The organism is Agrobacterium leguminum (genome assembly GCF_015704895.1).
In the GTDB taxonomy this organism is placed as follows: Bacteria; Pseudomonadota; Alphaproteobacteria; order Rhizobiales; family Rhizobiaceae; genus Agrobacterium; species Agrobacterium leguminum.
In genome coordinates, this window is sequence record NZ_JADQWB010000020.1 from 25,057 (window position 1) to 51,137 (window position 26,081).

Below are 26,081 nucleotides of genomic sequence, written 5' to 3' on the forward strand. Positions count from 1 at the left end.
CACGATGATGACGTGCCCTGCGTGTGACGGCCATCCCATGGCCGCCGAGGGGCGGCGTCCGCATGAGGAAGAAACGGGCGCTTCATTGCTTTGGAGGTCGCATATCCATGTTCACACTGTTCTTCTCCCCCGGTTCCTGCTCCCGCGCCAGCCATATCGTGCTTGAGGAATCCGGCCTGCCTTACAAGGCCCACCGCGTCAATTTCGCGGAGGGCGAGCAACGCTCCGAGGCATTTTTAAAGATCAATCCGAAGGGCCGCGTGCCCGCGCTGGCCACGGCAAGCGGCGTGCTGACGGAGACGCCCGCCATCCTCGCCTTCATCGCGCAGATGGCGCCTGAAAAGAAGCTCACGCCGCTCGACGATCCCTTCGAATTCGCGCTGATGCAGTCCTTCAACGCCTTCATTTCCTCCACCGTGCATGTCGCCCACGCGCATGGCCGGCGCGGCAGCCGCTGGGCGAATGAGGATAGTTCGCTGGCCGATATGAAGGCGAAAGTGCCGCAGACCATGGGCGAGTGCTTCGAACTGATCGAGCACGGCATGCTGCACGGTCCCTGGGTTCTTGGTACGGCCTATTCGGTTGCCGATCCCTATCTCTTCGTCATGTCCGGCTGGCTGGAAAGCGATGGGGTGGATATTGCCCGCTTCCCGAAGGTGCACGACCACTTCCGCCGCATGAACGACCGCCCGGCGGTGCAGCGGGCGCTGGCGGGCGAGAGGGGCTGAGAGGCTCCAACTCGGTCTTGTGCTCCTCCCTCATCCCTGTGCTTGTCACAGGGATCCAGCCAGCCCAAGTCCTTGGGCTGAAAGAACTCTCCCCGCCGCGCAGACGCGCGTCGGCTGGATTCCTGTGACAAGCACAGGAATGAGGGTGGAGAAAGAAGGAGCGCGGAATGTTCTCCCGCTCAGGCCGCCTCGGCGGCCCGGCTGTCCCACATGGTCTTGAACGCCGTGCGGGCCTGGCAACGATCCAGCCAGGCCTTCAACGCCGGATGGGCATCGAACAGCGGCTTGTGGCCCTGCGCGTAACGAACGATTTCCGCCGCGTTGAGATCGGCCACGGTGAAACGGTCGCCCACCAGATAATCATGGCTGGAAAGATGCTGCTCCAGCACCCGGAAGGGGCGTTTCAGCAGGCGGGCGGCAACATCGATCACGGCCTTGCCGCTATCGCTTTCCGACAGGCCTTCGGCGATGGCGGAGGAAATCTTCAGCGAATTGGTCTCGATTTCAGTGGCGGCAAAGAAAGACCATTGCAGCATCGCCGCATCTTCCTTCAGGTCGATGGGGGCGAGCGGTCCGCCATATTTGCGGGCAAGGTAGAGATTGATGGCCATGGATTCGTAAAGCACCATGCCGTCATCCTCTATGCAGGGAATGGTGCCCATCGGGTTGACGGCGAGAAATGCGGGAGACAGCGTGTTGAGCGGCGCATCCGCAGCCAGCGGATCGGCAAGGCGGCGGGCCTGTATGACAGGCACATGCTTGAATTCTATGCCCAGTTCACCCGCAAGCCACAGCGTGCGCGTGGCACGGGAACGGTAGACACCGTAAATCGTCAACATCGAAATTACCCCTTGACCAGTTCGATGCGCGGCACGTTACGGTTTCGTCGTTTTAAAGTGAAGTTGCAGATCGTCGGGGCAGCTATGATTTTTTCTGATCCGTGAAGAAGTCCGTATCCGGCGACAGGCGATATTCGAAACGGTCGATGAAACGTTCGAACAGGCGTGCGAATGTCTCCACATCCTCCGCCGGCCATCCATCCATCACGTCCTCGATGACGCTCATCTTGGTCCGGCGCATTTCCTGCAAAAGACTGGTGCCGAGCGGCGTGATCTCGACAATGCTGCGGCGGCCGTCCTCCTGGGAAACGCCGCGTTTCAGCAGGCCGCGCCCGACCATGTCCGCCACCACCCGGCTGCCGCGGGAAGGGTCGATGCGCATGCCCTCGGCAATCGCACCCACGGTAACATCGCCTTCCGCGCGGCGCAGAATATCGAGAACGTCGATATGGGAGAGTTCGAGACCCGGAGCGAGCTTGGCAAGCGCCATGCGGCCGATGATGCGGCGGCCGATCATGATGCGCATGCGCGTCATCGTATTTCCGATCCGCTTGATGTCCTCGGGCAGATCCTCGTTCCAGTTTTCCTCAGTCGCCACGCTTCATCGTCCCTTTCGATGCTGTTTTCCGATCACATTTAGCGGCATTAACACAGATGTCAAAAACTTGCCATTGACATATATATGCTAATAGCACACAAATTGTCGCAGCAAAACTGCCGGAAGCCAACGAGATTTTTCATGGATATGTCCACCGCCCCCGTGGCGCCGCTTGTGTCGGATCATCGGCGCAGGCTCATCGTCTTTCTGTTCCTGATGCTGGCCATGTTCATGGCGACCCTCGATAACCAGATCGTATCGACAGCGTTGCCAACCATCGTCGGCGAATTCGGCGCGCTGGAACGTTTCGGCTGGATCGGCTCGGCCTATCTTCTGGCGACCAGCGCGGTCATGCCGGTTTATGGCAAGCTCGGCGATCTGTTCGGCCGCAAATATGTGATGATCGCGGCGGTCGTCATCTTCACGCTCGGCTCGCTCGCCTGCGGGCTGGCATGGTCGATGGATTCGCTGATTGCCGCCCGCGTTCTGCAGGGGCTTGGTGGCGGCGGCATCATGGTGTCGATCTTCTCCGTCAATGCGGATCTGTTCGAACCGCGCGAGCGCGCCCGCTACCAGAGCTATTCCAGCCTCACCATCATGGCATCCGGCAGCGTCGGCCCGATCCTCGGCGGCACGATGAGCGACCTGTTCGGCTGGCGGTCGATCTTCCTCATCAACCTGCCGCTTGGCATTATCGTCATTGCAGGGCTGGCGCTGATGCTGCCCTACCGTCGTCCGGCCCGCCAGCCGAAGATCGATTATCTCGGCGCGGTCCTCTTGGCAGCCACCATTGCCAGCGTGGTCTTCTGGGCAGACAGCAGCGAATTGTTCGGCTCGCTGATCGCAGGCCCCAGCCTCGGCATCATCGCTTTCGCCGTCATCGCCGCTTTCCTGTGGGTGCAGGTGGAGCGCCGCGCGCCGGAACCGGTCGTGCCGCTGCGTCTCTTCAAGGACAGCACCTTTCCGCTGTTGATGATCGTCTCGCTGACCAGCGGCGGCATCGGTATCGGCATGGTCAATTATTATGCCCTGTTTCTGCAGACCACGACCGGGCTTTCGCCCTCCCATGCCGGCCTGTTCTTCATCGCCGTCACCAGCGGCATCGTTATGGGCTCGCTTTCGGCGGGACGGCTGATTTCGATCACCGGCGTCTACAAGCCCTTCTCGGTGGCGGGCCTTTCCATCAACCTCGTCGCCATGTTGCTCTTCACGCAGATGCATGCCGGAACGCCGCTTTGGGTGATTGCGGTCCTCATGTTGGCACAAGGCTTTGCTGTCGGCCTCGGCCAGCAGGCACCGATCATCGGCGTGCAGAATTCCGCGCCCAAGGCGGATATCGGTGCAGCGAGCGGCGCGGTAACGCTGACCCGCATGGGTGGTGCAGCCATTGCCATTTCGGTCTATGGCGCCATCGTCTCATCGAGCCTCAAGGGCGTGGCGGTCGATATTCCCGGTGTCGGCAAGATCGAGGAACTGACGCCGAAAATGCTCTCCGAACTCCCGGCCGCCTCGCAAGCCGCCGTCGCCTCGCTCTATTCGGATGCGTTTACGCCGCTCTTCTTCGCCGCAGCCGCAACCGCCGCCATCGGCCTTGCGGCGGCGCTGATGCTGAAACCAGTGCGGCTGCCGGCGGCGGTGCAGGCAAAGCCGGCCGAAGGGGCGGGGGAGTAGGCAGGTAGGCAGTTGTGAACGCTGGTTTTGTGCTGAAACCTCTCCTCCGTCATACCGGCCTTGTGCCGGTATCCAGTCAGCCCAAGTCCTTGGGCTGAGAGAGCTCGTCCCGCCGCGCAGACGCGCGGCTGCTAGATTCCGGCTCAAGGCCGGAATGACGGGAGATGCTTACAAAACAAAAGCACCCCCACTGGAAATTTAACGCCCGTTCCGCGTTATGCTCGCAGCACTTTACATTCACGCGGGCGGCCCTATCTCAATGAATATGAAGCCGGAACAGCTCCTGAATTCCACGCCCAAGGGTCTCTATTGTCCGGCGGGCGATTTTTATATCGATCCCGTGTGCCCGGTGGCGCGGGCGCTCATCACCCATGGCCATTCCGATCACGCCCGCGCGGGCCATGGCGCGGTGCTGGCCACACGCCAGACGCTGGATATCATGCGTATCCGTTACGGTGAGGATTTCTGCGGCAGCGAGCAGGCGGTCGCATTCGGCGAGAGGGTGGAGGTGAATGGCGTCACCGTCGGTTTCCATCCCGCCGGCCATGTGCTGGGTTCGGCGCAAATCTCGGTGGAAATGAACGGCCTGCGCATCGTCGCGTCTGGCGATTACAAGCGCGGCGTCGACCCCACCTGCGCGCCCTTCGAGACCGTTCCCTGCGATGTCTTCATCACCGAGGCCACCTTCGGCCTACCGGTGTTTCACCATCCGCTGCCGCGCGTGGAAATCGGCAAGCTGCTCACCTCCATCAAACAGTTTCCCGAACGGACCCATCTTGTCGGGGCCTATTCGCTCGGCAAGGCGCAGCGCGTCATCCGCTTGCTCCGCGACAACGGTTATTCCGACCCCATCTATATTCACGGCGCGCTGGCGCGGCTTTGCGATTATTACGTCTCGCAGGGCATCGATCTCGGCAATCTGCGCCCGGCAACGCTCGAAAAAAGCGATCCTTCCGCCTTCAAGGGCGCGATTGTCGTCGGTCCGCCCTCGGCTTTTCAGGAACGCTGGGCGCGGCGCTTCAACGAACCGCTCATCGCTTTTGCTTCCGGCTGGATGATGGTGCGGCAACGCGCCAAACAGGGCGGCGTGGAGCTGCCGCTGGTCATATCAGATCATTGCGACTGGCCGGAACTTCTGGAGACGATCAGGGAAATTTCCCCGCAGGCCGTCTGGGTCACCCATGGCCGCGAGGAGGCGCTGGTGCGCTGGTGCGAATTGCAGGGCATTGCCGCCAAGCCGCTGCATCTTGTCGGTTACGAGGATGAGGGGGATTGAAATGAAAGCCTTCGCCACGCTGCTCGACCGTCTCGTTCTCACCCCCTCGCGCAACGGCAAGCTGAAGCTGCTGACCGATTATTTCCGCGATACGCCCGATCCCGACCGGGGTTACGGGCTTGCGGCGATCGCCGGCACGCTGGACTTGAAAAGCGTCAAACCCGCCCTGCTGCGCGAACTCGTGCTGGAGCGGATGGACGAGGTGCTGTTTCGCTATTCCTATGATTATGTCGGCGATCTGGCCGAGACCATATCGCTGGTCTGGGGCAATATCGGCGGCGCGGATGACGCCGAGGCACAGGACCCGCGCCTCGGCGACGTCGTCACATTGATGAACTCGCTCGGCCGCACGGAGGTGCGTGGCGCGGTGCGCGATCTTCTCGACCGGCTCGATACATCCTCGCGTTTCGCTTTCCTCAAACTCGCCACCGGCAGCCTGCGAATCGGCGTTTCGGCGCGGCTGGCCCGGCAGGCGCTGGCGGATTTCGCCGGGAAAGACATCACCGAAATCGAGACTCTCTGGCACGGGCTGACGCCGCCCTATACGCCGCTTTTCGCCTGGCTGGAGGGCAAGTCCGATCGTCCGGTACTGGCGACGCCCGCCATCTTCCATTCGGTCATGCTGGCGACACCGGTTTCCGATGGCGACCTCGATGCGCTGGACCCGGCCGACTACGCCGCCGAATGGAAATGGGACGGCATTCGCGTACAATTGTCCCGCGCCGGGAGCACGCGAAAACTCTATTCCCGCTCGGGCGACGATATTTCCGGCGCCTTTCCCGATGTTCTTGACGCGATTGACTTCGAAGGCGTGATGGATGGCGAGTTGCTGATTGGTGGCACAGCGCGCTCCAACAATCTCACCCGCACCTTCTCCGACCTGCAGCAGCGGCTGAACCGCAAGACGGTGACAGCGAAGATGCAGGATGATTATCCCGCTTTCATCCGCGCCTATGACCTGCTGTTTGATGGCGAGAGCGACATTCGCGCGCAGACCTATCTGCAACGCCGTGACCGCCTGTCGGATATCATCGAGTACGCACCGCATGACCGTTTCGACCTCTCGCCGCTGATCGGCTTTTCCAGCTGGCAGGAACTCGACACGCTGCGCGCCGCCCCGCCCGATCCGGTGATTGAGGGCGTGATGATCAAGCGCCGCGACAGCGCCTATCAGGCCGGCCGCGCCAAGGGGCCGTGGTTCAAGTGGAAACGCGATCCCTATAATATCGACGCCGTGATGATGTATGCGCAGCGCGGCCACGGCAAAAGGTCGAGCTATTATTCCGATTTCACCTTCGGTGTCTGGGCGGAAGGCGAGGATGGCGAACAGCTGGTGCCTGTCGGAAAGGCCTATTTCGGCTTCACCGATGCGGAGCTGGAGGTGCTGGACAAGTTCGTGCGTGACAATACGGTCGAGCGTTTCGGCCCGGTGCGGGCGGTGCGCGCCACGCCGGATTTCGGTTTCGTGCTGGAGGTGGCCTTCGAGGGCATCAACCGTTCCACCCGCCACAAATCCGGCGTCGCCATGCGCTTCCCGCGCATTGCGCGGCTGCGCGCCGACAAGCTGCCGGCGGAGGCGGACAGGCTCTCGACACTGGTGGCGATGATCGATGGCGTCGAGGGGTAGGTGCCTTGGCCGCCCCCTCATCCTCCGTGGCAGGCACGGGAACGGGGAAGACGCTGTCCAGAAATTGCCATGATGGCTGCGAATACATTGTTGTCATTCGCGAATCCGTGATTGGACAGCCTCCCGCCGCAGTGTTGAACTGCTGTTACAACCATCCCTTCAGGTGACCATATGGCAGACAAACGCTTTCTTTCCTCAGCCTTCGGACAGGAAGAGAGCGGCACCATCTTGCCGAGCCTGACGCGGCGAAGCCTGCTGGCCGGCGCCATGGGGCTGTCAGCGGCCGCATTTTTACCGCTGCGTGCGAAAGCGGGCGTTGCCGCGCCCGAGGTGTTGCCGCTGGAGCGGCAGGATTATGCGGAGGCGCGCAAACGGTTCCATACCCATCTCTTGCGAAAAATGGCTGCGCCGGAAAAATCCTCGGCGCTCGGCACGCCGCCCGGGGCGGAACGTGTCACCTATCCCGGCGGGCCGGATGGCTCCATCGAACTTGTCGCCTGGCTCTCCCACTACCAGCCGTCAAAAACGTTGAAACCCGCCGTACTTTTCCTCCACGGCGGCAACGCCACCGGAGACGGCCATTGGGCGCTGATGAAGCCCTATTGGGAAGCGGGCTATGTCGTGCTTCTGCCGTCCTTCCGTGGTGAAAACGGCCAAAGCGGCAATTATTCCGGTTTCTACGACGAAACGGCGGATGCGCTGGCGGCGGCCACTTATCTGGAAAACCTTCCCGGCATCGACAGAAACCGCTTCTTCATCGCCGGCCATTCCAATGGCGGCACGCTGACGCTTCTGGCCGCCATGAGCCGCAGGTTCCGCGCCGCAGCCCCCATCTCCGCCGGCGTCAATTCCTGGCGTTATTTCAACCGCTATAGCGACGAGATATGCTTCGACGAGACCGACGAGCGCGAATTCATCATGCGTTCCTCCGTCTGCTTCGGACCCAGCCTCAAATGTCCAGCGCTGCTTCTGCGCGGCACGGAGGAGCGGCCTTTCGATGCCGATCACCAGCTTTTCGTGGATCGCGCCCTGACATCCGGCTTCAAGGTCGACAAGAAGCTGTTGCCCGGCACCCATATTGGCGTGGTGCCGCATGCGGTCGAGGAAAGCATCCGCCTTTTCAACGCCTTCGTCTGAAATGCAAACTGTGCCGCTGTTTAGGAACGTCTGAGGTTCAGGAGCAGGTCCGGCCAAACCGCTTCGCACGTTTACCGGAGATGCCCTAGTTCTTGACGATGGACGTCTTGGCCTGCTCCGCCCACCATGCGCCGTCTTTTTTGTCGGCATATTGGGCGCGCTTGTTGGTGAACTGCCCCTGGGTGCACATCTCGCGGTAATTGCGGACCGGAAGCCCCAGTTCCTTGACGACGGCATGCACCACCGTCGGGCCGGTCATGTCGTAGACGCTGGCGAGCGTTCCGTCTTCGATATTCTGGGAAATACGGTCGGCCATCAGCCTGAGCGCCGGGTGGCCGGGCCTGGAGGCCATGAAGTAGTTCGTGATCTCGCCGCTTTTCATGGCGATGAAAACGGCCTCTTCCTGCGGGCCGATCACATCCTCGGGGCGGGCCGCAAAATTGGAATCGATATCGAGATAAATGCCGCCTTCCTGCAGCAGCACCAGAATACGCCAGAAATCCGCCTTGGCGGCGCCCACCTGCAGGCGACGGAAGGCGTCGGCGTAACGTCCGGGAAAATGCCGGTCGATATAGGTCTGGCACGCCTCGTCATCATGGTAACGATATTCGAATTCCGGCGTCAGCCAACGGTTGAACAGGAAATTCGCATAGATCGGCGTCGTTACCCGGTTGGAGTAATTCGTCTGCCAGATGATGCGGGGAATGGCCTTTTCCGATTTCGGGCTGCGTCTGGCAGGCTGAAACTGCGGAAGCGTCTTTCTTCTGCCGGGCCGGATGAACAAATCGATGGAAAAGATGACCTTGGCGATGTTTCCACCGATCTTGATCGCGCGGTACGCGATGCGGTTATAGCCATGCTTTGCCAAGTTCAGCGCTCCTGCGCGTGGAATCGATTGTCACGCGCGTGGAAACGGCGGTACGCGGTATTTATTGGACGCAATTAGTTTGTCAATATGCCGTAAATGAGACGGCCGGGCCTCGATTGACGAGACCCGGCCGTCTTGCACGCAAATGGAATGTCAGCCCTTGTTGCGGTTGAAATAGCCTAGCAGCCGCATGGCATTGGCGGTGACCAGAACCGTCGCACCGGTATCGGCGAAAACGGCGAGCCACAGGCCCGAAACGCCGGTTACAGTGGTGACAAGGAAGACCGCCTTCAGGCCGAGCGCGATGGTCACGTTCTGGCGGATATTCAGCATGGTGGCGCGCGACAGGCCGATCAAGCGGGCGGCGTCGCCGACATTGTTGCGCATCAGCGCCGCATCCGCCGCTTCCATCGCCACGTCTGTTCCGGAACCGATGGCGACGCCGACGCTGGCCGCTGCAAGGGCCGGCGCATCGTTGATGCCGTCGCCCACCATCACCACGGTCTTCTTTTCGGCAAGCTTGCGGATTTCCTCGACCTTGTTCTGCGGCAGCAATTCGCCGCGCGCCTCAAGGCCCAGCTTGTTGCCGATGGCACGCGCCGTGCGGGCATTGTCACCCGACAGCATCAGCGAGGAAATGCCCATCTCCTTCAGCGCTTTCACGCCTTCCGCCGCATCCTTGCGCGGCTCATCGCGCATGGCGAAAAGGCCGCTTGCCGCCCCGCCGACTATCACGACAGCCACCGTCTTGCCTTCGCTTTCCAGTGCGGAAATGCGATCGGCCAGTTCCTTCGAGAGGGTGCCGACTTCCGTTGCAAAGCGCGGTGCGCCGATGAACAGGTCTTTCCCACCGACATTGCCCTGCATGCCGCGACCGGAAATCGCCTTGATGTTGGAGCCGGGCAGGGGCTTCACGCCCAGCTTTTCGGCATGATTGACGATGGCGCGGGCGAGCGGATGGCTCGATTCGTGCTCGATGGTTGCGGCTTGCGCAATCAGCTCGGCCTCGTTGCCGTCCAGCGCCACCACATCGGTCACGACAGGTTCGCCGAGCGTCAGCGTGCCGGTCTTGTCGAAAGCGACGGTTTCGGTGCGCGCCAGCATTTCGATGACCGCGCCGCCCTTCACCAGCATGCCGTGGCGTGCCGCTGCCGAAAGGCTGGAGGCGATGGCCGCGGGAACCGAGATGACCAGTGCGCAGGGGCAACCGATCAGCAGCAGGGCGAGACCGCGATAAATCCAGGTATCCCAGTCGCCGAGGCCGACAAGCGGCGGCACGATGATGGTCAGCACCGAGATCGCCACGATCAGCGGCATGTAATAACGCGAGAAGCTCTGGATGAAGCGCTCGGTCGGCGCACGCGCATCCTGCGCTTCCTCGACAAGCGTGATGATGCGGGCAATGGTGTTGTCTTCCGGTGCGCGGTCGACGCGGATGCGCAGCGAGCCGTCATGGTTGATCGAGCCGGCAAAGACGCGTGCGCCCTTTTCCTTGGCGACGGGAATGCTCTCGCCGGTCATCGGCGATTCGTCGACGCTCGACTGGCCTTCCATGACAACGCCATCGGCGGCGATGCGGTCGCCGGGACGCGCCACGACCACCTGGCCGATGCGCACCTGATCGGCCGCGACCTGTCGCAGCGCGCCGTTTTCCTCCACCAGAGCCGTTTTCGGCAGCAGCGAACCGAGCGCCTTGATGCCCGAGCGGGCGCGGGCAGCCGCGAAACCTTCCAGCAATTCGCCGACGGAGAAGAGCAACACGACGATGGCCGCCTCTTCCGCCTCGCCGATGATGATCGCGCCGATGGCGGCAATCGTCATCAGCATTTCGATGGTGAAGATCGCGCCGAAACGGGCGGCGTTGAAGGCGTTCTTCGCGATGGGGAAGAGCGTGACCAGCGTGGCGATGATGAAGGCGTAACCGCCCCATGCCGGGAAGCTCAGTTCCGCCGCATAGGCGATGGCGACGAGAACGGTGCCGGTGAAGGTGTTGCGCGCCTTTGCGGTGCGCCACCACGCGCCTTTTTCATCCGCACCATGGGCATGTCCTACTTCCCCGCTCTGCACTGCAGCCGCCGGAGCGGAACCATGCGAATGGCCCGCATGGTCGTGGCCGGAATGATCATGACCAGAATGGTCATGCCCACCGCAGGACGCGTGATCGTGCGCGGAATGGTCATGCCCCGAATGGTCATGATCTGAATGATCGTGATCGTGGTGATGGCCGCCGCATGATCCGTGGTCATGATCGTGATTGTGATCTGCGGTCTTTTCCTGCGGCAGCAGGGCCGGTTTGAATCCGAGCTTACGCAGCGTGTCCTCGATTTTTTCGACCGGGGTTTTGCTCTCGGCCAGCGAAAGGTTCAGCCTTTCGCGCGCAACCGAAACCTTGACGTCGGCAACGCCCGGCAGGCGGGAGAGCGCGGTCTCGATCTTGGCCGCGCAACTACCGCAATCCATGCCGCCGACCGAAAAGGTCAGCGCATTGCTGTTGTCGGCGCTCGCTCCGGTATCGGCATGGTGGCCGCCGCAGGACGAGTGATCGTGGTCATCATGGTCGTGGCCGTGATGATCCGCCTCGACTTTTGCGCGGGAGACTTTTTCCTGCGGCAGCAAAGCGGGTTTGAAACCGAGCTTGCGCAGCGTGTCTTCGATTTTTTCGACCGAGGTTTTGCTTTCGGCCAGCGAAAGGTTCAGCCTTTCGCGCGCAACGGAAACCTTGACGTCGGCAACGCCCGGCAGGCGGGAAAGCGTGGTTTCGATTTTCGCCGCGCAGCTGCCGCAATCCATGCCGCCAACGGAGAAGGTCAGTTGCTCGCCGTCTTTGCCCTTGATGTTTATGCCTGTCGAAATATTCATGGTTTCCGCTCCTGAATTCCAGTCGACAGCCAATCTGGCACCTCTAGCAACTAGAGCTTCAAGAGCAAAAATGCAGTTTTTCGATTTTTTTTGAAAAACCGACGCCAGCTTCGCGCCAGCCGCACGGTTCATCATGCCGGCAGATTGGATTCCATGAAGCGGTTCAGATGATAGCACTCCTTTTGAAAAACGGTCGCCGGGCGGCCTCTCTGGTCGGGCTTGCCCTGCTGCCTCTCATGAGCGGCTGCCTTTTCGTGACGGATACGACCCGGATGGACCCGGATGTTTTCGTCAGGGAAACGGCGCCGGTATTCAATTTCAACTCCGTCAGCTCCAATCGCCAGCCGGAACTGCCGCCGCAGCCGGGCCAGCTTTCGACGCGCCCGCCGGATCTGTTCAGAACCCGCTTCCATCAGGAATACGGTCCGCCGGTGCGCGGGCAGGGGCTGCAAGCCCCGCAGGTGCAGGGTTTTAACGCGCAGCAGCCGCAGGGCCAGACGATGGCCTATGGCCTGCCGGTCTCCAATCCGCTGCACCGGGTCATGTATGGCCCGATCCGCGATGAGGACCGCTCGCTGCCGGCCATTCCCTATGGCCGCATCGATCCGCGTTATCTCAGGCAGGAAGTGAGCTACCAGACGGCGGAAGCCCCCGGCACCATTATCGTCGATACCAGACAGCATTTTCTCTATCTCGTGCAGTCCGGCGGCAAGGCGATCCGTTACGGCGTTGGGCTGGGGCGCGACGGTTATGCCTGGTCGGGCCGGGGCAAGATCCAGTGGAAGGCGAAATGGCCGCGCTGGACGCCGCCGGATGAAATGGTCAAGCGCCAGCCGGAACTCGCCTCCATCTCCGCCGCCAATGGCGGCATGACGCCCGGTCTCAACAATCCGCTCGGCGCGCGTGCGCTTTATATCTTCAAGGATGGCAAGGACACGCTTTACCGCGTGCATGGCACGCCGGACTGGCAATCCGTCGGCAAGGCGACGTCCTCCGGCTGCGTGCGCATGCTCAATCAGGATGTGATCGATCTCTACGAGCGTGTGCCGCAAGGGGCGCAGATTGTGGTTATCTGAACACGTTCTAAAAGAAAGAGATATTGGACCCATTCCGCCAGCGCCTTGTGACTGGCTTTTAGCGGTCGGTTAACTATTTTCGCAATACGCATGACACGGAACAAATGACGTACAACGGCGATATAGCCGTTCGAAATGTGGGACAAACCGGCCTTATGACAAGCACCGACACAGATCTTTCCAGACGCACCTTCCTTTCCCTTCTCGGCATCTCCTCCGCTTCGCTTCTCGCAGGCTGTGCCTCATCAGGTCCGGGAGGCGCCATTCGCCAGCAGGCAAGCGCCATCGGCAGCGATTTCCGGCAGATGTTCTCGCCGGGCGTCAGCGATGCGGAACTGGCCGTCATGTACGGCTCGGTTGAGGATGGCGGTTACGTCATTCCCGCTGTCCCCTATCAGAAAATCGACCGCCGTTATTACCGCCAGCGGGTTGTCGACCCGACCGGCGAACGCCCCGGCACCGTGGTTGTCGATACGCGCTCGCGCTTCCTTTATGTCGTGGAGCAGGGCGGCAGCGCCATGCGTTACGGCGTCGGCATCGGCCGCGAAGGTTTCGCCTGGTCGGGCGAGGGCGTCATCCAGTGGCGTCAGAAGTGGCCGAAATGGACCCCGCCGGACGAAATGGTCGCCCGCCAGCCGGAACTGGTCAAATATTCCTCCAAGAACGGCGGCATGCCGCCGGGCCTGAAGAACCCGCTCGGCGCACGCGCCCTTTATATCTTCCAGAACGGCAAGGATACGCTCTACCGCCTGCACGGTTCGCCGGAATGGAACTCCATCGGCAAGGCCGTCTCCTCCGGCTGCGTGCGCCTGATGAACCAGGACGTCATCGATCTTTACGACCGCGTGCCGCAGAAGGCGCGTGTCGTGGTCTGGCAGTAAGCCGAAAACGCTTCGAATAAAAAGGCGGCCCTGTGCCGCCTTTTTCTTTTTGGGGTTACGGACGGCTGAGACTGTCCTTAAGCGCATTCACCCGGTCGCGAATCTGCACCAGCTCTTCCAGCCCGCAGCCGGTGGCGCTGCCGATTGCCGCCATGATCTTCACGCCCTCTTTTTTGAGGTTTGCGCCCTTCGGCGTCAGGGCCACCAGCACCTGCCGCTCATCCACCGTGCCGCGCTTGCGGGTAATCAGCCCCGCATGTTCGAGCCTCTTCAGCAGCGGCGACAGCGTGCCCGAATCGAGGCCCAGCATTTCCCCGAGCGCCTTGACGGTGGATGTTTCCTTTTCCCATAGCGCCATCATCACCAGATATTGCGGATAGGTCAGCCCGATCGGGTCGAGCAGCGGCTTATAGGCGCGCGTGAAGGCGTGTGCCGCGCCATAAAGGGCAAAACATATCTGCTGGTCCAGCCTCAATAGGCTTTCCATTTTCTTTTCGTCGCCCTCTGCGTCCATTTTCCTGCTCCAAAATCAACCGGGAAGGGAACAATCAGCCCCCGCTTTCGGTTCCTGCCGCATGGATGCGCGGCGAAATTTCGTGAAAATTATCGCAAAAAACAAAATTTCATTCAATGCGCAAAACTATATTGCGAACAATTTAATTGTGCGTTATAAGATGCCCAACACCAACCCGAAGGAGTAAATGTCATGCCCATTCTCTACACGACCAAAGCATCCGCCACCGGTGGCCGCGCCGGCAACGCCAAGTCGGAAGACGGCGTTCTCGACGTGACGCTGACCGTTCCGAAGGAGCTGGGCGGCGATGGCGCCCGTGGCACCAATCCGGAGCAGCTTTTCGCAGCCGGTTATTCCGCCTGCTTCCTAGGCGCGCTGAAATTTGTCGCCGGCAAGGAAAAGGTAAAGATTCCTGAAGACACGACTGTGACGGCAACCGTCGGCATCGGCCCGCGCGAAGACGGCGGGGGCTTCGGCATCGAAGTGTCGCTGAAGGCCAATATTCCGGGCGTCGAGCGCGAAGTCGCCGAAAAGCTGGTTGCCGCCGCTCACATCGTCTGCCCGTACAGCCACGCCATGCGCACCTCCACGGAAGTGCCGGTCTCGGTGGCCTGATCCAATTCGCGTGAGTAAGCTATCTGAACAATGGGGCCGGGTTCATCCCGGCCTTCTTGTTTTCAGAAAGAAAAATGCTATATTCTTTCCAAGGAAAGGATATGCGCCATGAATATTCACGCCAAGAGCGCCATGGATCCCGCCTCGCAGGGCAGGGTCGTCACCAAGGCCGTTATCGCCGCCGCCGAGCGGCTGGGCCTGAATGCCGCGCGCACGGCCGATATTCTCGGCGTTTCCGCCCCCACCGTGTCGCGCATGAAACGGCTCGATTTCCTGCTGGAGCCGGGCGCCAAATCCTTCGAGCTTGCGGTGCTGCTAATCCGGGTTTTCCGCTCGCTGGATGCGATTGCCGGCGGCGATGAGGCCGTGGCGAAAAACTGGCTGCGCAATCACAATGTTGCGCTGAACGCCGTGCCTGCTGACAAACTGACCACCATTACCGGATTGATCGATGTCCTCTCCTATCTGGACGCCCGCCGCGCTCCTGTCTGAAAAACGCGCCGTATCGGGAAAATACTGGCGGCTGGTGGAAGCGCAGCATCAGGTATCCACCATGAAACTGGTGGATACGGTGGAGGAGCAATCGCTGCTGGAAGATATTCTGGAGACGAGCAAGCGGCCGTTTCCGCCGGAATGCGCCGGTTTCGATTATCTTCTCGCCACGCCCTTCCGGTATGGAGCCGCCTATCCGCATGGTTCGCGCTTCCGCCGCGCGGGCTATACCGAAGGCGTTTATTACGCCGCCCAGAAAGTGGAGACGGCGCTCGCCGAAATGGCCTTTTACCGGCTGCTGTTTTATGCCGAATCGCCGGGCACGCCGCTGCCCGCCAATCCCGCCGACTATTCCGCCTTCGCCGCCCGTATCGCCACCGATGCCGCACTCAACCTGACGAAACCGGAACTGAGCCGGGATGCTCGTCTGTGGACCGATCTGCAGAATTACGAGCCGTGCCAGGCGCTGGCCGATCAGGCGCGTCTGGCGAAGATCGAGGCTATCCTCTATCGCTCGGTCCGCGACCCCGCCGGCGGCCTCAACATCGCTGTTCTGTCGCCGAAGGCTTTTGCCGCGAAGACACCGGTGGAACGGATGAGCTGGCGTATCCACCTGTCGAAAACGGGGGTGCAGGCGCTCTGCGAATTTCCGATGCGCAGAACGGGTTTTGCGATTTTGGATTTCGCCGGCGATCCACGCCTCGCCAGCCTTTTGGGCTGACGGGCGTTTGCTTTTCAAGACCATCAGGCCGAGGCGAAAAACCCTTCGGGATCGTCGACTTCCACCAGCCTGCGCTTGTCGATCAGCCAGAAGCGGGTTCCGACAGCCCGCACGAAACTCCTGTCATGCGAGACGAAGACGCAGCTGGCCTCGCGGCCGATGATTTCCGCCTCCAGCGCTTCCTGCCCCTCAATATCCAGATGGTTGGTGGGCTCGTCCAGCAGGTAGAAATTCGGCTCCGCCAGCCGCAGCGCCAGCATGGCAAGCCGGGCCTTCTGCCCGCCGGAAAGGGCGGCGATGCGACGTTTCTGCATTTCCATATCGATCCCGGCGCCCGCGAGCAGGCCGTGGATGCGCTGGTCGCCAATATCGAAGCGGCGGGACAGCAGTGAAACGGGCGTGCTGTCGTCATCGATCTCGGCGAGCGATTGATCGACATATCCGGCTACCAGCGAGGGCGTGGCCTTGATGCCGTCTATCTGGCCTGCACCCGATACAGCCGCCTGCAGAAGCGACATCAGCCGTGTCTTGCCGACGCCGTTGCGGCCGAGAATGACGATGCGGTCTCCCTGACGGACAAATTGCCGGCCGGTGCGAAACAGCAATGTTCCGTCCGGCGTCGAGACCGGCACATCTTCCAGAGTGACCAGAACCCTGGCATGGGTGCCGCGATTGGCGAGCTGGATCTTGCCGGCGGATCGCTCGATATGGGCGGGCCGCGCCTTCTCCTCGATCTTTTCCGCACGCTCACGCAATTGCTTGGTCTTGACGGTCAGAAGATCGCTGCCGGAATTGATGCCGATATTGTTGAGCTTGGCGGCCTGCCGGCGCAATTGCTGGGCGGTTTTCATGTCGCGCTGGAAACGCCGCTCATCGGCGGCATCCTCTTCTTCCAGCACCGCCCGTGCGTGGCCATAGGGCAGCCGGAACAGCGCCGAATTTTCCGGCCGCAGGAACAGCGTGCTCCTGGTGACATTATCGAGAAAAGCGCGGTCATGGCTGACGATGATGACAGCCGTATCGCGCGGCAATTCACCGAGCCAGTTTTCCAGCACATTGATCTTTTCGAGGTCGAGATGGTTGGTCGGTTCGTCGAGCAACAGCACATCCGGCTCGGTGATCCATGCCCGCGCCAGCATGGCCAGCCTCTGCCAGCCGCCGCTCAGCTCTTTCAGGCGGCGCTCGCGGAACGGCTCCGGCACCAGCATGGCGTCGAAAATAATGTCGGCGCGCCAGCTCTCGCTGTCGATCGTGTCCGCCGGCAGGACGGAAAGCACGGCGTCCCGCATCGTCCGTTCCATAAGCGGCGAGGGCAGATGCTGGTGGACGATGGACTGCGTCAGCCCGCGCAGCCGGGTGATATCGCCGCTGGTGGGCTCCATGTCACCGGAAAGGCAATGGAGAAGGGTGGATTTGCCGCAGCCATTGGCGGCGACGATGCCGATGCGGTCTCCCGCATTCACCGTGAGGCTGAGATTTGAAAAAAGCGGCTTGCCCAGAATGATTCCGAGGTTTCGAAGCGTGACGATGGTCATGAAGTCGTCTCTGGCAAGACGGACCCGTGACGAACCGTGGTCTGCCACAGGCAGTACGGGGTTTCGGTTCGGGGTGATCCGTCGTGAAAACATGCGCAACGGCAGACAAGCTGCATTCTGCGCGGCCTTTTGGGCAAACCAGAGTGTTGGTGTTCCGGTCAGCCCTGCAAACGTGTCTGCAGGGCAAAAAGGTGGCAGAGCTGACGATTGCGCCAGAAGCAGGAAATATCCATGCGAAGCCTCCTTTCTTGAAACGGGTTGAACCGCTTCACCATTAGCAGCGGCGGTTGTTCGAGGCAACGGCTTTTGCAATGGCAGGCGGTGGGGGAGAATGCGGCAAGCCCGCACTCTCCCGTTTTAATCCGGCGCTCGCCTGAGCGGCCTTTATTGCTTGGCGACACGCGCGCGCAGTTCTTCCACATGCGCGGCGATTTCCGGCGTTACGGCGTCGCCGAAGTCTTCCATTTCGAACATCGGGCGAATTTCGATTTCGCTGCGCTCCAGCATCGGGTTCGGGCAGCGTTTCACCCAGGCCACGGCCTCGTCCATGTCCTTCACAGTCCAGATCCAGAAGCCGGCGACCAGCTCGTTGGTGTGCGGGAAGGGGCCGTCGATAACCGTACGGCTGTCACCGTCGAACACAACCCTCTTGCCCTTGGAGGAGGGGTGCAGGCCGTCGCCGGATTGCATGATGCCGGCATTGACCAGTTCCTCGTTGAATTTTCCCATCGCCTCGATCAGCTCGGTCGTGGGCATGACGCCGTCTTCGCTGCTTTTGGTGGCTTTTACAAAAACGATTGCACGCATGATCATTCCTCCTTGATTGCGCTTTCTTCGTAGTGTCGCTCCCCGGCACGACGGCCGGATGACATTGTCGCCGACAAAAGTGGCGTCATGCCGTCAATTCTCTCAGCCGAGGTCGATAAGGTCGCGGCGCAGCCGGTCGGGGTCGCCGCTGCCGATGCGGGCTTCGATTTCGGCATGGGTCTGTTCCCAGATGGGGAAGGCGGCGGCGAGCACGGCCATGCCGTCCGCCGTCAGCCGCAGCCGCTTGCCGCGCTTGTCCTTCGGGTCCTGCTCGATGCTGACCAGCCCGCGCCGCTCCAGCGGCTTCAGCGCCGCCGTCAGCGTCGTGCGGTCCATGGCCAGAAGATTGGCGACCGGTCCCATCGGTGGCGGCTCGGGTCGGTTGAGCGACATCAGCAGCGAAAATTGTCCATTGGTGATGCCCACCGGCTTCAGCGCATTGTCGAACAACCGCGCCAATGCCCGTGCGGCGCGCTGCGCATGCAGGCACAGACAGGCATCCCGCACGAAAAGAGTTGTCGAAAAAGGAATCACGCTGGCGTTTGACATGGGATAAATATGTTGATATCAACCTAATTAGTCAAGCGGAACTTGATGCCCCGCAGACTGTTTATTGACTTTCAGCACAGAAATAGCCGGCGCCCACCGTTAAAGCGGGGCGGTGCCGTGGTGAAAGACGGATCCAAGGAGGAAAGATCATGTCTCATCCCGTCGTTTCGAAAGAGGAGTGGCTTGCGGCCCGCCGCGATCTGCTGGTGAAGGAAAAGGAAATGACCCGCGCCCGCGACAGGCTGAACGAGGCCCGGCGTGCGCTGCCCTGGGAAGAGGTGACGAAGGATTATATCTTCGATGCCCCTTCCGGCCCCAAATCGCTGAAGGAACTGTTCGGCGCCTGCAGCCAGCTCATTGTCTATCACTTCATGCTGGCGCCCGACTGGGAGGAGGGCTGCGTCGGTTGCTCCTTCTTCGCCGATCATGTCGATGGCGCTTTGATCCACCTCAAGCATGGCGATGCGGGTTTCGTTGCCGTGTCGCGCGCGCCGCTTGAGAAGATCGAAAGCTACAGGAACCGCATGGGCTGGAAATTCCCGTGGGTTTCGGCCGAAAGCAGCGATTTCAACTACGATTATCAGGCCTCGTTCCGTGACGAGGACATGGCCAAAGGTGAAATCACCTATAATTACCGTGACATGGCGCCCTATGGCGACCTGAAGGACCTGCACGGCATCAGCGTTTTCGCCAGGGGCGATGACGGCAAGATCTACCACACCTATTCCACTTACGCCCGCGGCGCGGAGCAGACGCTCGGCACGCTGATGCTGCTCGATCTGGTGCCAAAAGGCCGTAACGAGGAGGAGGTAATGGATTGGGTGCGCCGCCACGACCAGTATGAGGACGCGCTGAAGGCGGCAGCCTGCTGCCACTGAAAACGGACGGACGAAGAGGAAACAACAATGGAAATGGAAATCGCCAAGCCGCAGAAGGAACATGAGTTCCTGAAGAGGATCGTCGGAGACTGGGTCATGACCTCCAGTTCCGGCCATGAGGGCTACGATGCCGACGACCCGTCGCAGCAATTCACCGAGACCGTCCGCTCCGTCGGCGGCTTGTGGATCATCGGCAACGGCACCGGCAAGATGCCTGACGGCACGGATATGACGGCTGTGATCACGGTCGGTTTCGACCCGGCCAAGGGCAATTTCGTCGGCACCTGGGTGGGGTCGATGATGACCAATCTCTGGGTCTACAAGGGCTGGCTGGAAGAGGACGGCAAGACCCTGACGCTGGAAGCGGAAGGCCCGGCCTTCGACGGTTCCGGCCGCACCGATACCTATCACGACGTGCTGGTGCTGCATGACGACAATCACCGCAGCTTCTCCGGCAGCGTCAGGCAGCCGGACGGCACATTCAAGACTTTCATGACATCGGAATTCCGCCGCAAGGCTTGAAGCCCTGCGAAAATTTCACCCGAACCACCGGCGCCGCCGCATCCTGCGGCGGGCGCTTGCCGAAACACACCCGCCAAACCCTCCATAGGAGACGACAATGTCCGATACGCATGGAAAATTCATCTGGGTCGAGCTGATGACGCCCGACATGGAAGCGGCAGCCCGCTTTTATGGTCATGTCGTCGGCTGGCAGACCAAGGATTTCGGCTCGCCGGAAATGCCCTATCTGGTGCTGGAGGCCGATGGCAAGGGCATGGGCGGCGTCATGGAGCTGACCGACGAGCACAAGGGCCAGGGCATTCCCCCGAACTGGACCGCCTATGTCGATGTCGACGACGTGGACGCCACGGCGAAACAATTCGCCGAAAAGGGCGGCGCGATCAGACGTCCGCCGCAGGACATTCCCGAAATCGGCCGCTTCGCCGTGGTCGCCGATCCCTTCGGTGCGGTGCTCTGCATCATGACGCCGCTGCCGATGGAAACCGGCGGCTTCCCCGAGGATATGCAGGAAAAGCAGGGCCATGTCGGCTGGCATGAACTCTTCACCGATAATGTCGATGAGGCCATGGCCTTTTACGGCGATGTGTTCGGCTGGACCAAGGACCATGATTTCGACATGGGCGACATGGGCCCGTACCGCATCTTCGCCTACAGGGGCAAGGCCGTCGGCGGCATGATGAAACGCATGCCGCAGGTCCCCGTCTGTCACTGGGGGTATTACTTCAATGTGGACGGTATCGATGACGCCATCACCCGCGTCAGCACCGGCGGCGGCAAGGTCGTCAACGGTCCGATGGAGGTTCCCGGCGAAAGCTGGATCGTCAATTGCGTCGATCCGCAGGGCGCTTATTTCTCGCTGGTTTCGCAGAGGAAATAGCCCTGTTTTCTAACAATCTGCCGGGGCTTGCTCCGGCAGATTACCGCTCTCTCGACAGGCGGACGTGATCGATGAAGGCGCGCAGCTTCGGCGCAAGATTGCGGCGGCTGGGGTAATAGAGATAAAATCCCGCAAAGCTCGGGGAGTGGTCTTCCAGCATGGAAACGAGCTGCCCGCTTTCCAGATGGGGGCGGAATGTCTCTTCCATACCGAATGTGATGCCCGCACCGGCGCAGGCCAGCTTGATCATCAACTGCATGTCGTTGGTGGTGAAGGCCGGCTCCACCGCCACCGCGAATTCGCGGCCGTTTTCCGCAAATTCCCACCTGTATGGCGCAACACCCGGACGGGGTCGCCAGCCGATACACCTGTGCCCTATCAATTCGCGGGGCTGCGCCGGCAGGCCGAAGCGGTCCCGATAGTGCGGCGAGCAGACGGCGAGCTGCCGCTGCGGAGCGGAAACCGGAACCGCAATCATGTCCTGCGCGATCAGTTCGCCAAGACGCACGCCGGCATCGTAGTGCTCGGCGACGATATCGAATTCCTCGTCCGTCACGACGATATCGAGCTGCACTTCGGGATGTATTTCCGCAAAACGCGCAAGCAATGGCCCGGATAAAAAACGCTCGGCTATCGAGGAAACCGCAAGCCGCAACTGCCCGCGCACGGCGTCGCTCAGGGACGACGCGGCATTGGCAGCCTCGACGAGATTGCCGATGGATGGCGACACATCCGCATAAAGCTGCTGTCCCGCTTCCGTCAGGCTGACGCTGCGCGTCGTGCGTTGCACCAGCGCTATTCCCATCGTTTCTTCAAGCTTGCGGATGGTCTGGCTGACGGCGGAGCGGGTTACGCCGAGCCTGTCCGCAACGGCCCGGAAGTTGCGCTCTTCGGCAACCATGCAGAATGTCGAAAGCGCGTTGAGATCGATGTTCATTGGTTAGAAATTCTACCCATTGAGGTTATGATTGAGGCGGTTATCACGACAATGCCCAAGCTTTATCTTCTCCGCAATGGCCGCTTCCAGAAAAGCCGGCCGTAACACCAAGGAGAAAGCCATGACATTGAACAAAGTCGTTCTCATCACAGGTGCATCGAGTGGGATCGGTGAGGGTATCGCAAGGGAACTGGCCGCCGCCGGGGCGAAGCTGGTGTTGGGTGCACGCCGTATGGACCGCTTGCAGGCGCTTGCCGAAGAATTGCGCGGGAAGGGCGCCGAGGTCGTCATCCAGCCGCTGAACGTGACGGACAGACAGAGCGTCGAGGCCTTTGCGGAGGCGGGGCGCAAGGCGTTCGGGCAGGTCGACGTCATCGTCAACAATGCCGGCATCATGCCGCTGTCGCTGATGTCGTCCCTGAAGGTCGACGAATGGGACCGCATGATCGACGTCAACATCAAGGGCGTGCTTTATGGCGTCGCCGCCGTTCTGCCCGAGATGACCGCCCGCGCTTCCGGCCACATCATCAACATCGCCTCCATCGGTGCGCTCGCCGTTTCGCCCACGGCTGCCGTTTATTGCGCGACGAAATTTGCGGTGCGGGCGATTTCGGACGGGCTGCGGCAGGAAAACCGCGACCTGCGGGTCACCTGCATTCACCCCGGCGTGGTGGAAAGCGAACTTGCCCACACCATCACCGATCCCGCCGCTGCGGAATTGATGCAGACCTATCGGGCCATCGCCCTGAAGCCCGAAGCCATCGGCCGCGCGGTGCGTTACGCCATCGAGCAGCCCGACGATGTGGACGTCAATGAGATCGTCGTCCGTCCGACCGCCGCCTGAGGAGGATTGGCAATGAACATTGTTTCGACATCCGTTGCGCTTCTGCTCGCAACGGCTTCCGCCGATACGGGTTCTCGCAAAGCGAGCAACGCCATGGACGTGAATATGACCGAAACGGCTCAAACCCGGGACCACCCCTATATCGGCATGTGGGTCACCGGCGATGGCCACATTCGTCAGGAGCTTCTGCCCAATGGCCGGTATGACGAGGCGCGGGGCAACCGCAAAAGCGCCTATCGGGGGCGCTATGAGGTGAAGGGAAACCATATCGACTATTGGGACGATACCGGCTTCACCGCCGACGGCGAATTCGTCGACGATGTGCTTTATCACGGCGGCATGATCTTCTATCGCCAGAAGTAACGTCCCGCCAATCAAGCGCCGCCCGCCCCATCGAGAGCGGGCGGCGTATCTGTTTTATCGCTTCAAACTACCCAGGATCCCGCGCACGATGGCGCGGCCGACCGAAGTGGCAACCGAGCGGGCAGCGCTTTTCATTGCCGCCTCGATCACCGTTTCGCGCTGGTATCCGGTCTTGCGTGCGCCGCCATTGCGCGAGCCGGTGGAGGCCGGTGCGGGTTCTTCATCGCCGAAGCCGGGCAGGCGCCAGCGGCCGGAAGCACTCTCGGACTGGCTGGCGGCGTTTTCTTCTTCCGCACGTCTGGCGGCTTCTGCATCGGCAGCCTTCTGGGCGCGGGCGGCGAGGATTTCGAAGGCCGATTCCCGGTCGATATCCTTGTCATATTGCCCGGCGACGGGGCTCACATCGATCAGGGACTTGCGTTCCGCATCGGTCAGCGGCCCGACACGGCCCGATGGCGGGCGTACCAGCGTGCGCTCGACGATAGAGGGAGCGCCCTTGTCGTGCAGGGTGGAAATCAGCGCCTCACCGGTGCCGAGCGTGGTGATGGTGTCGGCGGTGTTGAAGGCCGGGTTCTGGCGGAAAGTGTCGGCCGCGGTGCGCACCGCCTTCTGCTCGCGCGGCGTATAGGCGCGAAGCGCGTGCTGCACGCGGTTGCCGAGCTGGGCGAGAACGGTTTCCGGCACGTCGAGCGGGTTCTGCGTCACGAAATAGACGCCCACGCCCTTGGAGCGGATGAGCCGCACAACCTGTTCCACGCGTTCCACCAGCACCCGCGGCGCGTCGTTGAAGAGCAGATGCGCCTCGTCGAAGAAGAACACCAGACGCGGTTTTTCCGGGTCGCCCACTTCCGGCAGCTCTTCGAACAGTTCCGAAAGCATCCAGAGCAGGAAGGTGGCGTAAAGGCGCGGGTTCATCATCAGACGGTCGGCGGCGAGAACCGAAATCGTGCCCACCCCATCCGTGCCCACACGCATGATGTCGGCGATTTTCAGCGCCGGTTCGCCGAAGAAATTCGCCGCACCCTGCTGTTCCAGAACCAGCAGCCCGCGCTGCAACGAACCGACCGAGGCCTTGGAAATCAGGCCGAACTGGTTGGAAAGCTCGGTCGCATTTTCACCCATATAGTTCAGGAGCGATTGCAGGTCCTTGAGATCGAGCAGCGGCAGCCCGCCCTGATCGGCGATCTTGAAGGCGATGTTGAGCACGCCTTCCTGCGCTTCCGAGGCATCCATCAGCCGGGCAAGCAGCAGCGGCCCCATCTCGGCGATGGTGGCGCGGACGCGATGGCCTTTTTCACCGTAGAGATCCCAGAAGATCACCGGCGATTTGCCATAGGCAAAATCGGTGAAGCCGATCTGTTCGGCGCGTTTCTGCACCCAGTCCTTGGCTTCGCCCTGCGCGGCGATGCCGGAAAGGTCGCCCTTGATATCGGCGCAGAAAACCGGCACGCCGGCCTTGGAAAAACCTTCGGCCAGCACCTGCAACGTCACGGTCTTGCCCGTTCCCGTCGCGCCGGTGATGAGGCCGTGGCGGTTGCCGAATTTCAGTTCCAGATATTCGCCCTTGTTCAGGCTGTCGTCCGGATTGCGGCTGGTCCCGATATAGAGCTGTCCGTCCTGCAACATCGACCATTTTCTCCTGCGGCTGGTGCATGACCCTTAAAATCGCGGTGGATTTTGCAAAAGTCATGTCCGAATTTAAAGCGTCACTACCATGTTGTGGCCACTTCTGACGATAGCGGCCTTTTCATAGTTTGGTTGTGATGATCTTATAAGGACAGTTTCAAGGCGCAACAACTGCTTGATGGCGATGAAGAAAAACCGCTTGATGAAAGTTGCCGCACCTGACCCTGGCCGCTTGAATGCGGCATGATATTGTTTTACGTTGACGTTAACGTCAGTTATTCGATGTTGGCGTCGTTTTTCAACAGGAGGCAAGAATGAACGAAGTCGTGAGCCAGATCGCCGAGAAGGCGGGAATCAGCCCCGAACTGGCCGAAAAGGCCATTGGCATGATTCTCGGTTTTCTTCAGCGTGAGGCGGAAGACGGCCCGATCGCCCGCATGATCGAAGCCATTCCCGGCGCCAGCGAACTGGTGGCGCAGTATAATGGCGAAGGTGCCGGCGGCGGCGGTCTGCTCGGCGGCCTGATGAGCGCGATCGGCGGCGGCGGCATCATGGGGCTGGGCCAGCAGCTGATGAGCCAGGGCCTCGGCATGAGCGAGATTTCCACGCTCGCCAAGGAAACCATCTCCGTTGCCCGCCAGCATGCGGGCGATGAGGTTGTCGATCAGGTGATCGCCTCGGTTCCGGGCCTCAGCCAGTTCGCCTGAGGCGAAACTACTCCATAGCGGGGCGCGGCGGCTGTTCATTGAACAGGCGCCGCGCCTCTTCTATTTCGGCATGGTGCGTTTCCGCCCATATCCACACGCCGCAAAAGGCGCTGCCCAGCGTGCGGCCGAGGTTCGTCAGGCCGTAATCCACATGCGGCGGGATGACGGGATGCACGGTGCGGCGCACCAGCCCGTCGCTTTCCATCTGCCGCAGCGTTTTCGTCAGCATCTTCTGGCTGATATTGCCGACCAGCCTGCCGATCTGCGTGAAGCGCAGCGTGCCATGCTCTTCCAGCACTTCCAGAATGAGCATCGTCCATTTGTCGGCCACCTTGGCAATGATGTCCTGAACCAGCGCCTCTATTGCCGGATCGGTATCCGTGGGCGGCGGAACCTTGCGCCGGCTTTCGATGGCCGGGTCGGCGGCGTGCCGTTTCATCTTACACTCTCCTTTGGGTAAGTATAAATCTTTTGGGTGCCTACTTTCGATTGGAGAGTATCATAGCTAACTTCCTTTCAGCCAACAAGCAAAGG

General features: G+C 61.1%; 27 protein-coding genes. 16 read left to right on the forward strand and 11 right to left on the reverse strand.

The window, feature by feature from the left end:
• The first annotated feature begins 107 nt into the window (after nt 1-107).
• On the forward strand, nt 108-728 hold the full coding sequence (locus tag I3J13_RS21935; RefSeq protein ID WP_196380223.1) for a glutathione S-transferase family protein: 621 nt from the start codon (nt 108-110) through the stop codon (nt 726-728).
• Between the two features lie 179 nt (nt 729-907).
• Here I3J13_RS21935 and I3J13_RS21940 read toward each other — a convergent pair whose 3' ends face one another.
• Nucleotides 908-1,567 carry a glutathione S-transferase family protein gene (locus I3J13_RS21940; protein ID WP_059754022.1) on the reverse strand — a complete coding sequence of 220 codons (660 nt, stop codon included), beginning with the start codon at nt 1,565-1,567 and terminating at the stop codon, nt 908-910.
• A gap of 82 nt (nt 1,568-1,649) precedes the next feature.
• On the reverse strand, nt 1,650-2,165 hold the full coding sequence (locus I3J13_RS21945; protein WP_003522221.1) for a MarR family winged helix-turn-helix transcriptional regulator: 516 nt from the start codon (nt 2,163-2,165) through the stop codon (nt 1,650-1,652).
• A gap of 141 nt (nt 2,166-2,306) precedes the next feature.
• Here I3J13_RS21945 and I3J13_RS21950 point away from each other — a divergent pair, with 141 nt between their 5' ends.
• The 4 genes from I3J13_RS21950 to I3J13_RS21965 all read left to right on the forward strand — a co-directional run bounded on the left by I3J13_RS21950 (nt 2,307) and on the right by I3J13_RS21965 (nt 7,876).
• The gene (locus tag I3J13_RS21950) at nt 2,307-3,836 is read left to right on the forward strand and encodes an MDR family MFS transporter (RefSeq protein WP_031234360.1); all 1,530 of its coding nucleotides are present in this window, start codon (nt 2,307-2,309) and stop codon (nt 3,834-3,836) included.
• A gap of 265 nt (nt 3,837-4,101) precedes the next feature.
• On the forward strand, nt 4,102-5,112 hold the full coding sequence (locus I3J13_RS21955; RefSeq protein WP_196380262.1) for a ligase-associated DNA damage response exonuclease: 1,011 nt from the start codon (nt 4,102-4,104) through the stop codon (nt 5,110-5,112).
• Between the two features lies 1 nt (nt 5,113).
• On the forward strand, nt 5,114-6,739 hold the full coding sequence (locus I3J13_RS21960; protein ID WP_196380224.1) for a cisplatin damage response ATP-dependent DNA ligase: 1,626 nt from the start codon (nt 5,114-5,116) through the stop codon (nt 6,737-6,739).
• 171 nt (nt 6,740-6,910) lie between these two features.
• Nucleotides 6,911-7,876, forward strand: coding sequence for an alpha/beta hydrolase family protein (locus I3J13_RS21965; protein WP_059754015.1), 966 nt, complete (start codon nt 6,911-6,913; stop codon nt 7,874-7,876).
• Nucleotides 7,877-7,961: 85 nt separating this feature from the next.
• Here the strand turns inward: I3J13_RS21965 and I3J13_RS21970 are convergent, their stop codons facing one another.
• Together I3J13_RS21970 and I3J13_RS21975 are read right to left on the reverse strand one after the other, a co-directional pair.
• A complete protein-coding gene (locus tag I3J13_RS21970) occupies nt 7,962-8,744 on the reverse strand; it encodes a glycosyltransferase family 32 protein (protein ID WP_196380225.1) in 783 nt (260 codons plus the stop codon).
• Between the two features lie 153 nt (nt 8,745-8,897).
• The gene (locus I3J13_RS21975; RefSeq protein ID WP_196380226.1) at nt 8,898-11,603 is read right to left on the reverse strand and encodes a heavy metal translocating P-type ATPase; all 2,706 of its coding nucleotides are present in this window, start codon (nt 11,601-11,603) and stop codon (nt 8,898-8,900) included.
• A gap of 167 nt (nt 11,604-11,770) precedes the next feature.
• On the opposite strand from I3J13_RS21975, the gene I3J13_RS21980 reads away from it, so the two are divergent.
• Nucleotides 11,771-12,679 (forward strand): L,D-transpeptidase, encoded by a 909-nt coding sequence (locus tag I3J13_RS21980; protein ID WP_196380227.1) that lies wholly within the window; start codon nt 11,771-11,773, stop codon nt 12,677-12,679.
• A 155-nt stretch (nt 12,680-12,834) separates the two neighbouring features.
• A complete protein-coding gene (locus I3J13_RS21985) occupies nt 12,835-13,560 on the forward strand; it encodes a L,D-transpeptidase (RefSeq protein WP_003522229.1) in 726 nt (241 codons plus the stop codon).
• Nucleotides 13,561-13,615: 55 nt separating this feature from the next.
• Here I3J13_RS21985 and I3J13_RS21990 read toward each other — a convergent pair whose 3' ends face one another.
• Nucleotides 13,616-14,074: a MarR family winged helix-turn-helix transcriptional regulator gene (locus I3J13_RS21990; protein ID WP_020009598.1), complete on the reverse strand. Its 459-nt coding sequence runs from the start codon at nt 14,072-14,074 to the stop codon at nt 13,616-13,618.
• Between the two features lie 192 nt (nt 14,075-14,266).
• On the opposite strand from I3J13_RS21990, the gene I3J13_RS21995 reads away from it, so the two are divergent.
• The 3 genes from I3J13_RS21995 to I3J13_RS22005 all read left to right on the forward strand — a co-directional run bounded on the left by I3J13_RS21995 (nt 14,267) and on the right by I3J13_RS22005 (nt 15,902).
• Nucleotides 14,267-14,689 (forward strand): organic hydroperoxide resistance protein, encoded by a 423-nt coding sequence (locus tag I3J13_RS21995; RefSeq protein ID WP_003509379.1) that lies wholly within the window; start codon nt 14,267-14,269, stop codon nt 14,687-14,689.
• A gap of 108 nt (nt 14,690-14,797) precedes the next feature.
• The gene (locus tag I3J13_RS22000; RefSeq protein ID WP_020813119.1) at nt 14,798-15,181 is read left to right on the forward strand and encodes an MbcA/ParS/Xre antitoxin family protein; all 384 of its coding nucleotides are present in this window, start codon (nt 14,798-14,800) and stop codon (nt 15,179-15,181) included.
• On the forward strand, nt 15,141-15,902 hold the full coding sequence (locus tag I3J13_RS22005; protein ID WP_196380228.1) for an RES family NAD+ phosphorylase: 762 nt from the start codon (nt 15,141-15,143) through the stop codon (nt 15,900-15,902). Before I3J13_RS22000 ends, I3J13_RS22005 begins: the two co-directional genes overlap by 41 nt.
• A gap of 23 nt (nt 15,903-15,925) precedes the next feature.
• Here the strand turns inward: I3J13_RS22005 and I3J13_RS22010 are convergent, their stop codons facing one another.
• The 3 genes from I3J13_RS22010 to I3J13_RS22020 form a co-directional block, all read right to left on the reverse strand.
• Nucleotides 15,926-17,437, reverse strand: a complete 1,512-nt coding sequence (locus tag I3J13_RS22010; protein ID WP_196380229.1) for an ABC-F family ATP-binding cassette domain-containing protein — start codon at nt 17,435-17,437, stop codon at nt 15,926-15,928.
• A gap of 384 nt (nt 17,438-17,821) precedes the next feature.
• Nucleotides 17,822-18,244, reverse strand: a complete 423-nt coding sequence (locus tag I3J13_RS22015; RefSeq protein ID WP_003522234.1) for a YciI family protein — start codon at nt 18,242-18,244, stop codon at nt 17,822-17,824.
• Between the two features lie 102 nt (nt 18,245-18,346).
• Nucleotides 18,347-18,793, reverse strand: coding sequence for a MarR family winged helix-turn-helix transcriptional regulator (locus tag I3J13_RS22020; RefSeq protein ID WP_003522235.1), 447 nt, complete (start codon nt 18,791-18,793; stop codon nt 18,347-18,349).
• A 149-nt stretch (nt 18,794-18,942) separates the two neighbouring features.
• Between I3J13_RS22020 and I3J13_RS22025 the strand changes: the two genes are divergently transcribed.
• The 3 genes from I3J13_RS22025 to I3J13_RS22035 all read left to right on the forward strand — a co-directional run bounded on the left by I3J13_RS22025 (nt 18,943) and on the right by I3J13_RS22035 (nt 21,070).
• Nucleotides 18,943-19,671 carry a DUF899 domain-containing protein gene (locus I3J13_RS22025; RefSeq protein WP_196380230.1) on the forward strand — a complete coding sequence of 243 codons (729 nt, stop codon included), beginning with the start codon at nt 18,943-18,945 and terminating at the stop codon, nt 19,669-19,671.
• 27 nt (nt 19,672-19,698) lie between these two features.
• Nucleotides 19,699-20,193: a DUF1579 domain-containing protein gene (locus I3J13_RS22030; RefSeq protein WP_020813114.1), complete on the forward strand. Its 495-nt coding sequence runs from the start codon at nt 19,699-19,701 to the stop codon at nt 20,191-20,193.
• 97 nt (nt 20,194-20,290) lie between these two features.
• On the forward strand, nt 20,291-21,070 hold the full coding sequence (locus I3J13_RS22035; RefSeq protein ID WP_196380231.1) for a VOC family protein: 780 nt from the start codon (nt 20,291-20,293) through the stop codon (nt 21,068-21,070).
• 40 nt (nt 21,071-21,110) lie between these two features.
• On the opposite strand, the gene I3J13_RS22040 is transcribed toward I3J13_RS22035, so the two are convergent.
• Nucleotides 21,111-22,007, reverse strand: coding sequence for a LysR family transcriptional regulator (locus tag I3J13_RS22040; protein WP_196380232.1), 897 nt, complete (start codon nt 22,005-22,007; stop codon nt 21,111-21,113).
• A gap of 121 nt (nt 22,008-22,128) precedes the next feature.
• Here I3J13_RS22040 and I3J13_RS22045 point away from each other — a divergent pair, with 121 nt between their 5' ends.
• Both I3J13_RS22045 and I3J13_RS22050 read left to right on the forward strand, forming a co-directional pair.
• Entirely contained in the window at nt 22,129-22,851 is a 723-nt protein-coding gene (locus I3J13_RS22045) for an SDR family oxidoreductase (protein WP_196380233.1), read from the forward strand.
• A 12-nt stretch (nt 22,852-22,863) separates the two neighbouring features.
• Nucleotides 22,864-23,214 (forward strand): Atu4866 domain-containing protein, encoded by a 351-nt coding sequence (locus I3J13_RS22050; RefSeq protein ID WP_196380234.1) that lies wholly within the window; start codon nt 22,864-22,866, stop codon nt 23,212-23,214.
• A gap of 54 nt (nt 23,215-23,268) precedes the next feature.
• On the opposite strand, the gene I3J13_RS22055 is transcribed toward I3J13_RS22050, so the two are convergent.
• Nucleotides 23,269-24,840, reverse strand: coding sequence for a helicase HerA-like C-terminal domain-containing protein (locus I3J13_RS22055; protein ID WP_003522243.1), 1,572 nt, complete (start codon nt 24,838-24,840; stop codon nt 23,269-23,271).
• A 314-nt stretch (nt 24,841-25,154) separates the two neighbouring features.
• Between I3J13_RS22055 and I3J13_RS22060 the strand changes: the two genes are divergently transcribed.
• Complete coding sequence (locus I3J13_RS22060) at nt 25,155-25,547, forward strand: hypothetical protein (RefSeq protein WP_020813108.1); 393 nt, start codon at nt 25,155-25,157, stop codon at nt 25,545-25,547.
• 7 nt (nt 25,548-25,554) lie between these two features.
• On the opposite strand, the gene I3J13_RS22065 is transcribed toward I3J13_RS22060, so the two are convergent.
• A complete protein-coding gene (locus I3J13_RS22065; RefSeq protein ID WP_137003042.1) occupies nt 25,555-25,986 on the reverse strand; it encodes a winged helix-turn-helix transcriptional regulator in 432 nt (143 codons plus the stop codon).
• Nucleotides 25,987-26,081: the final 95 nt, after the last annotated feature.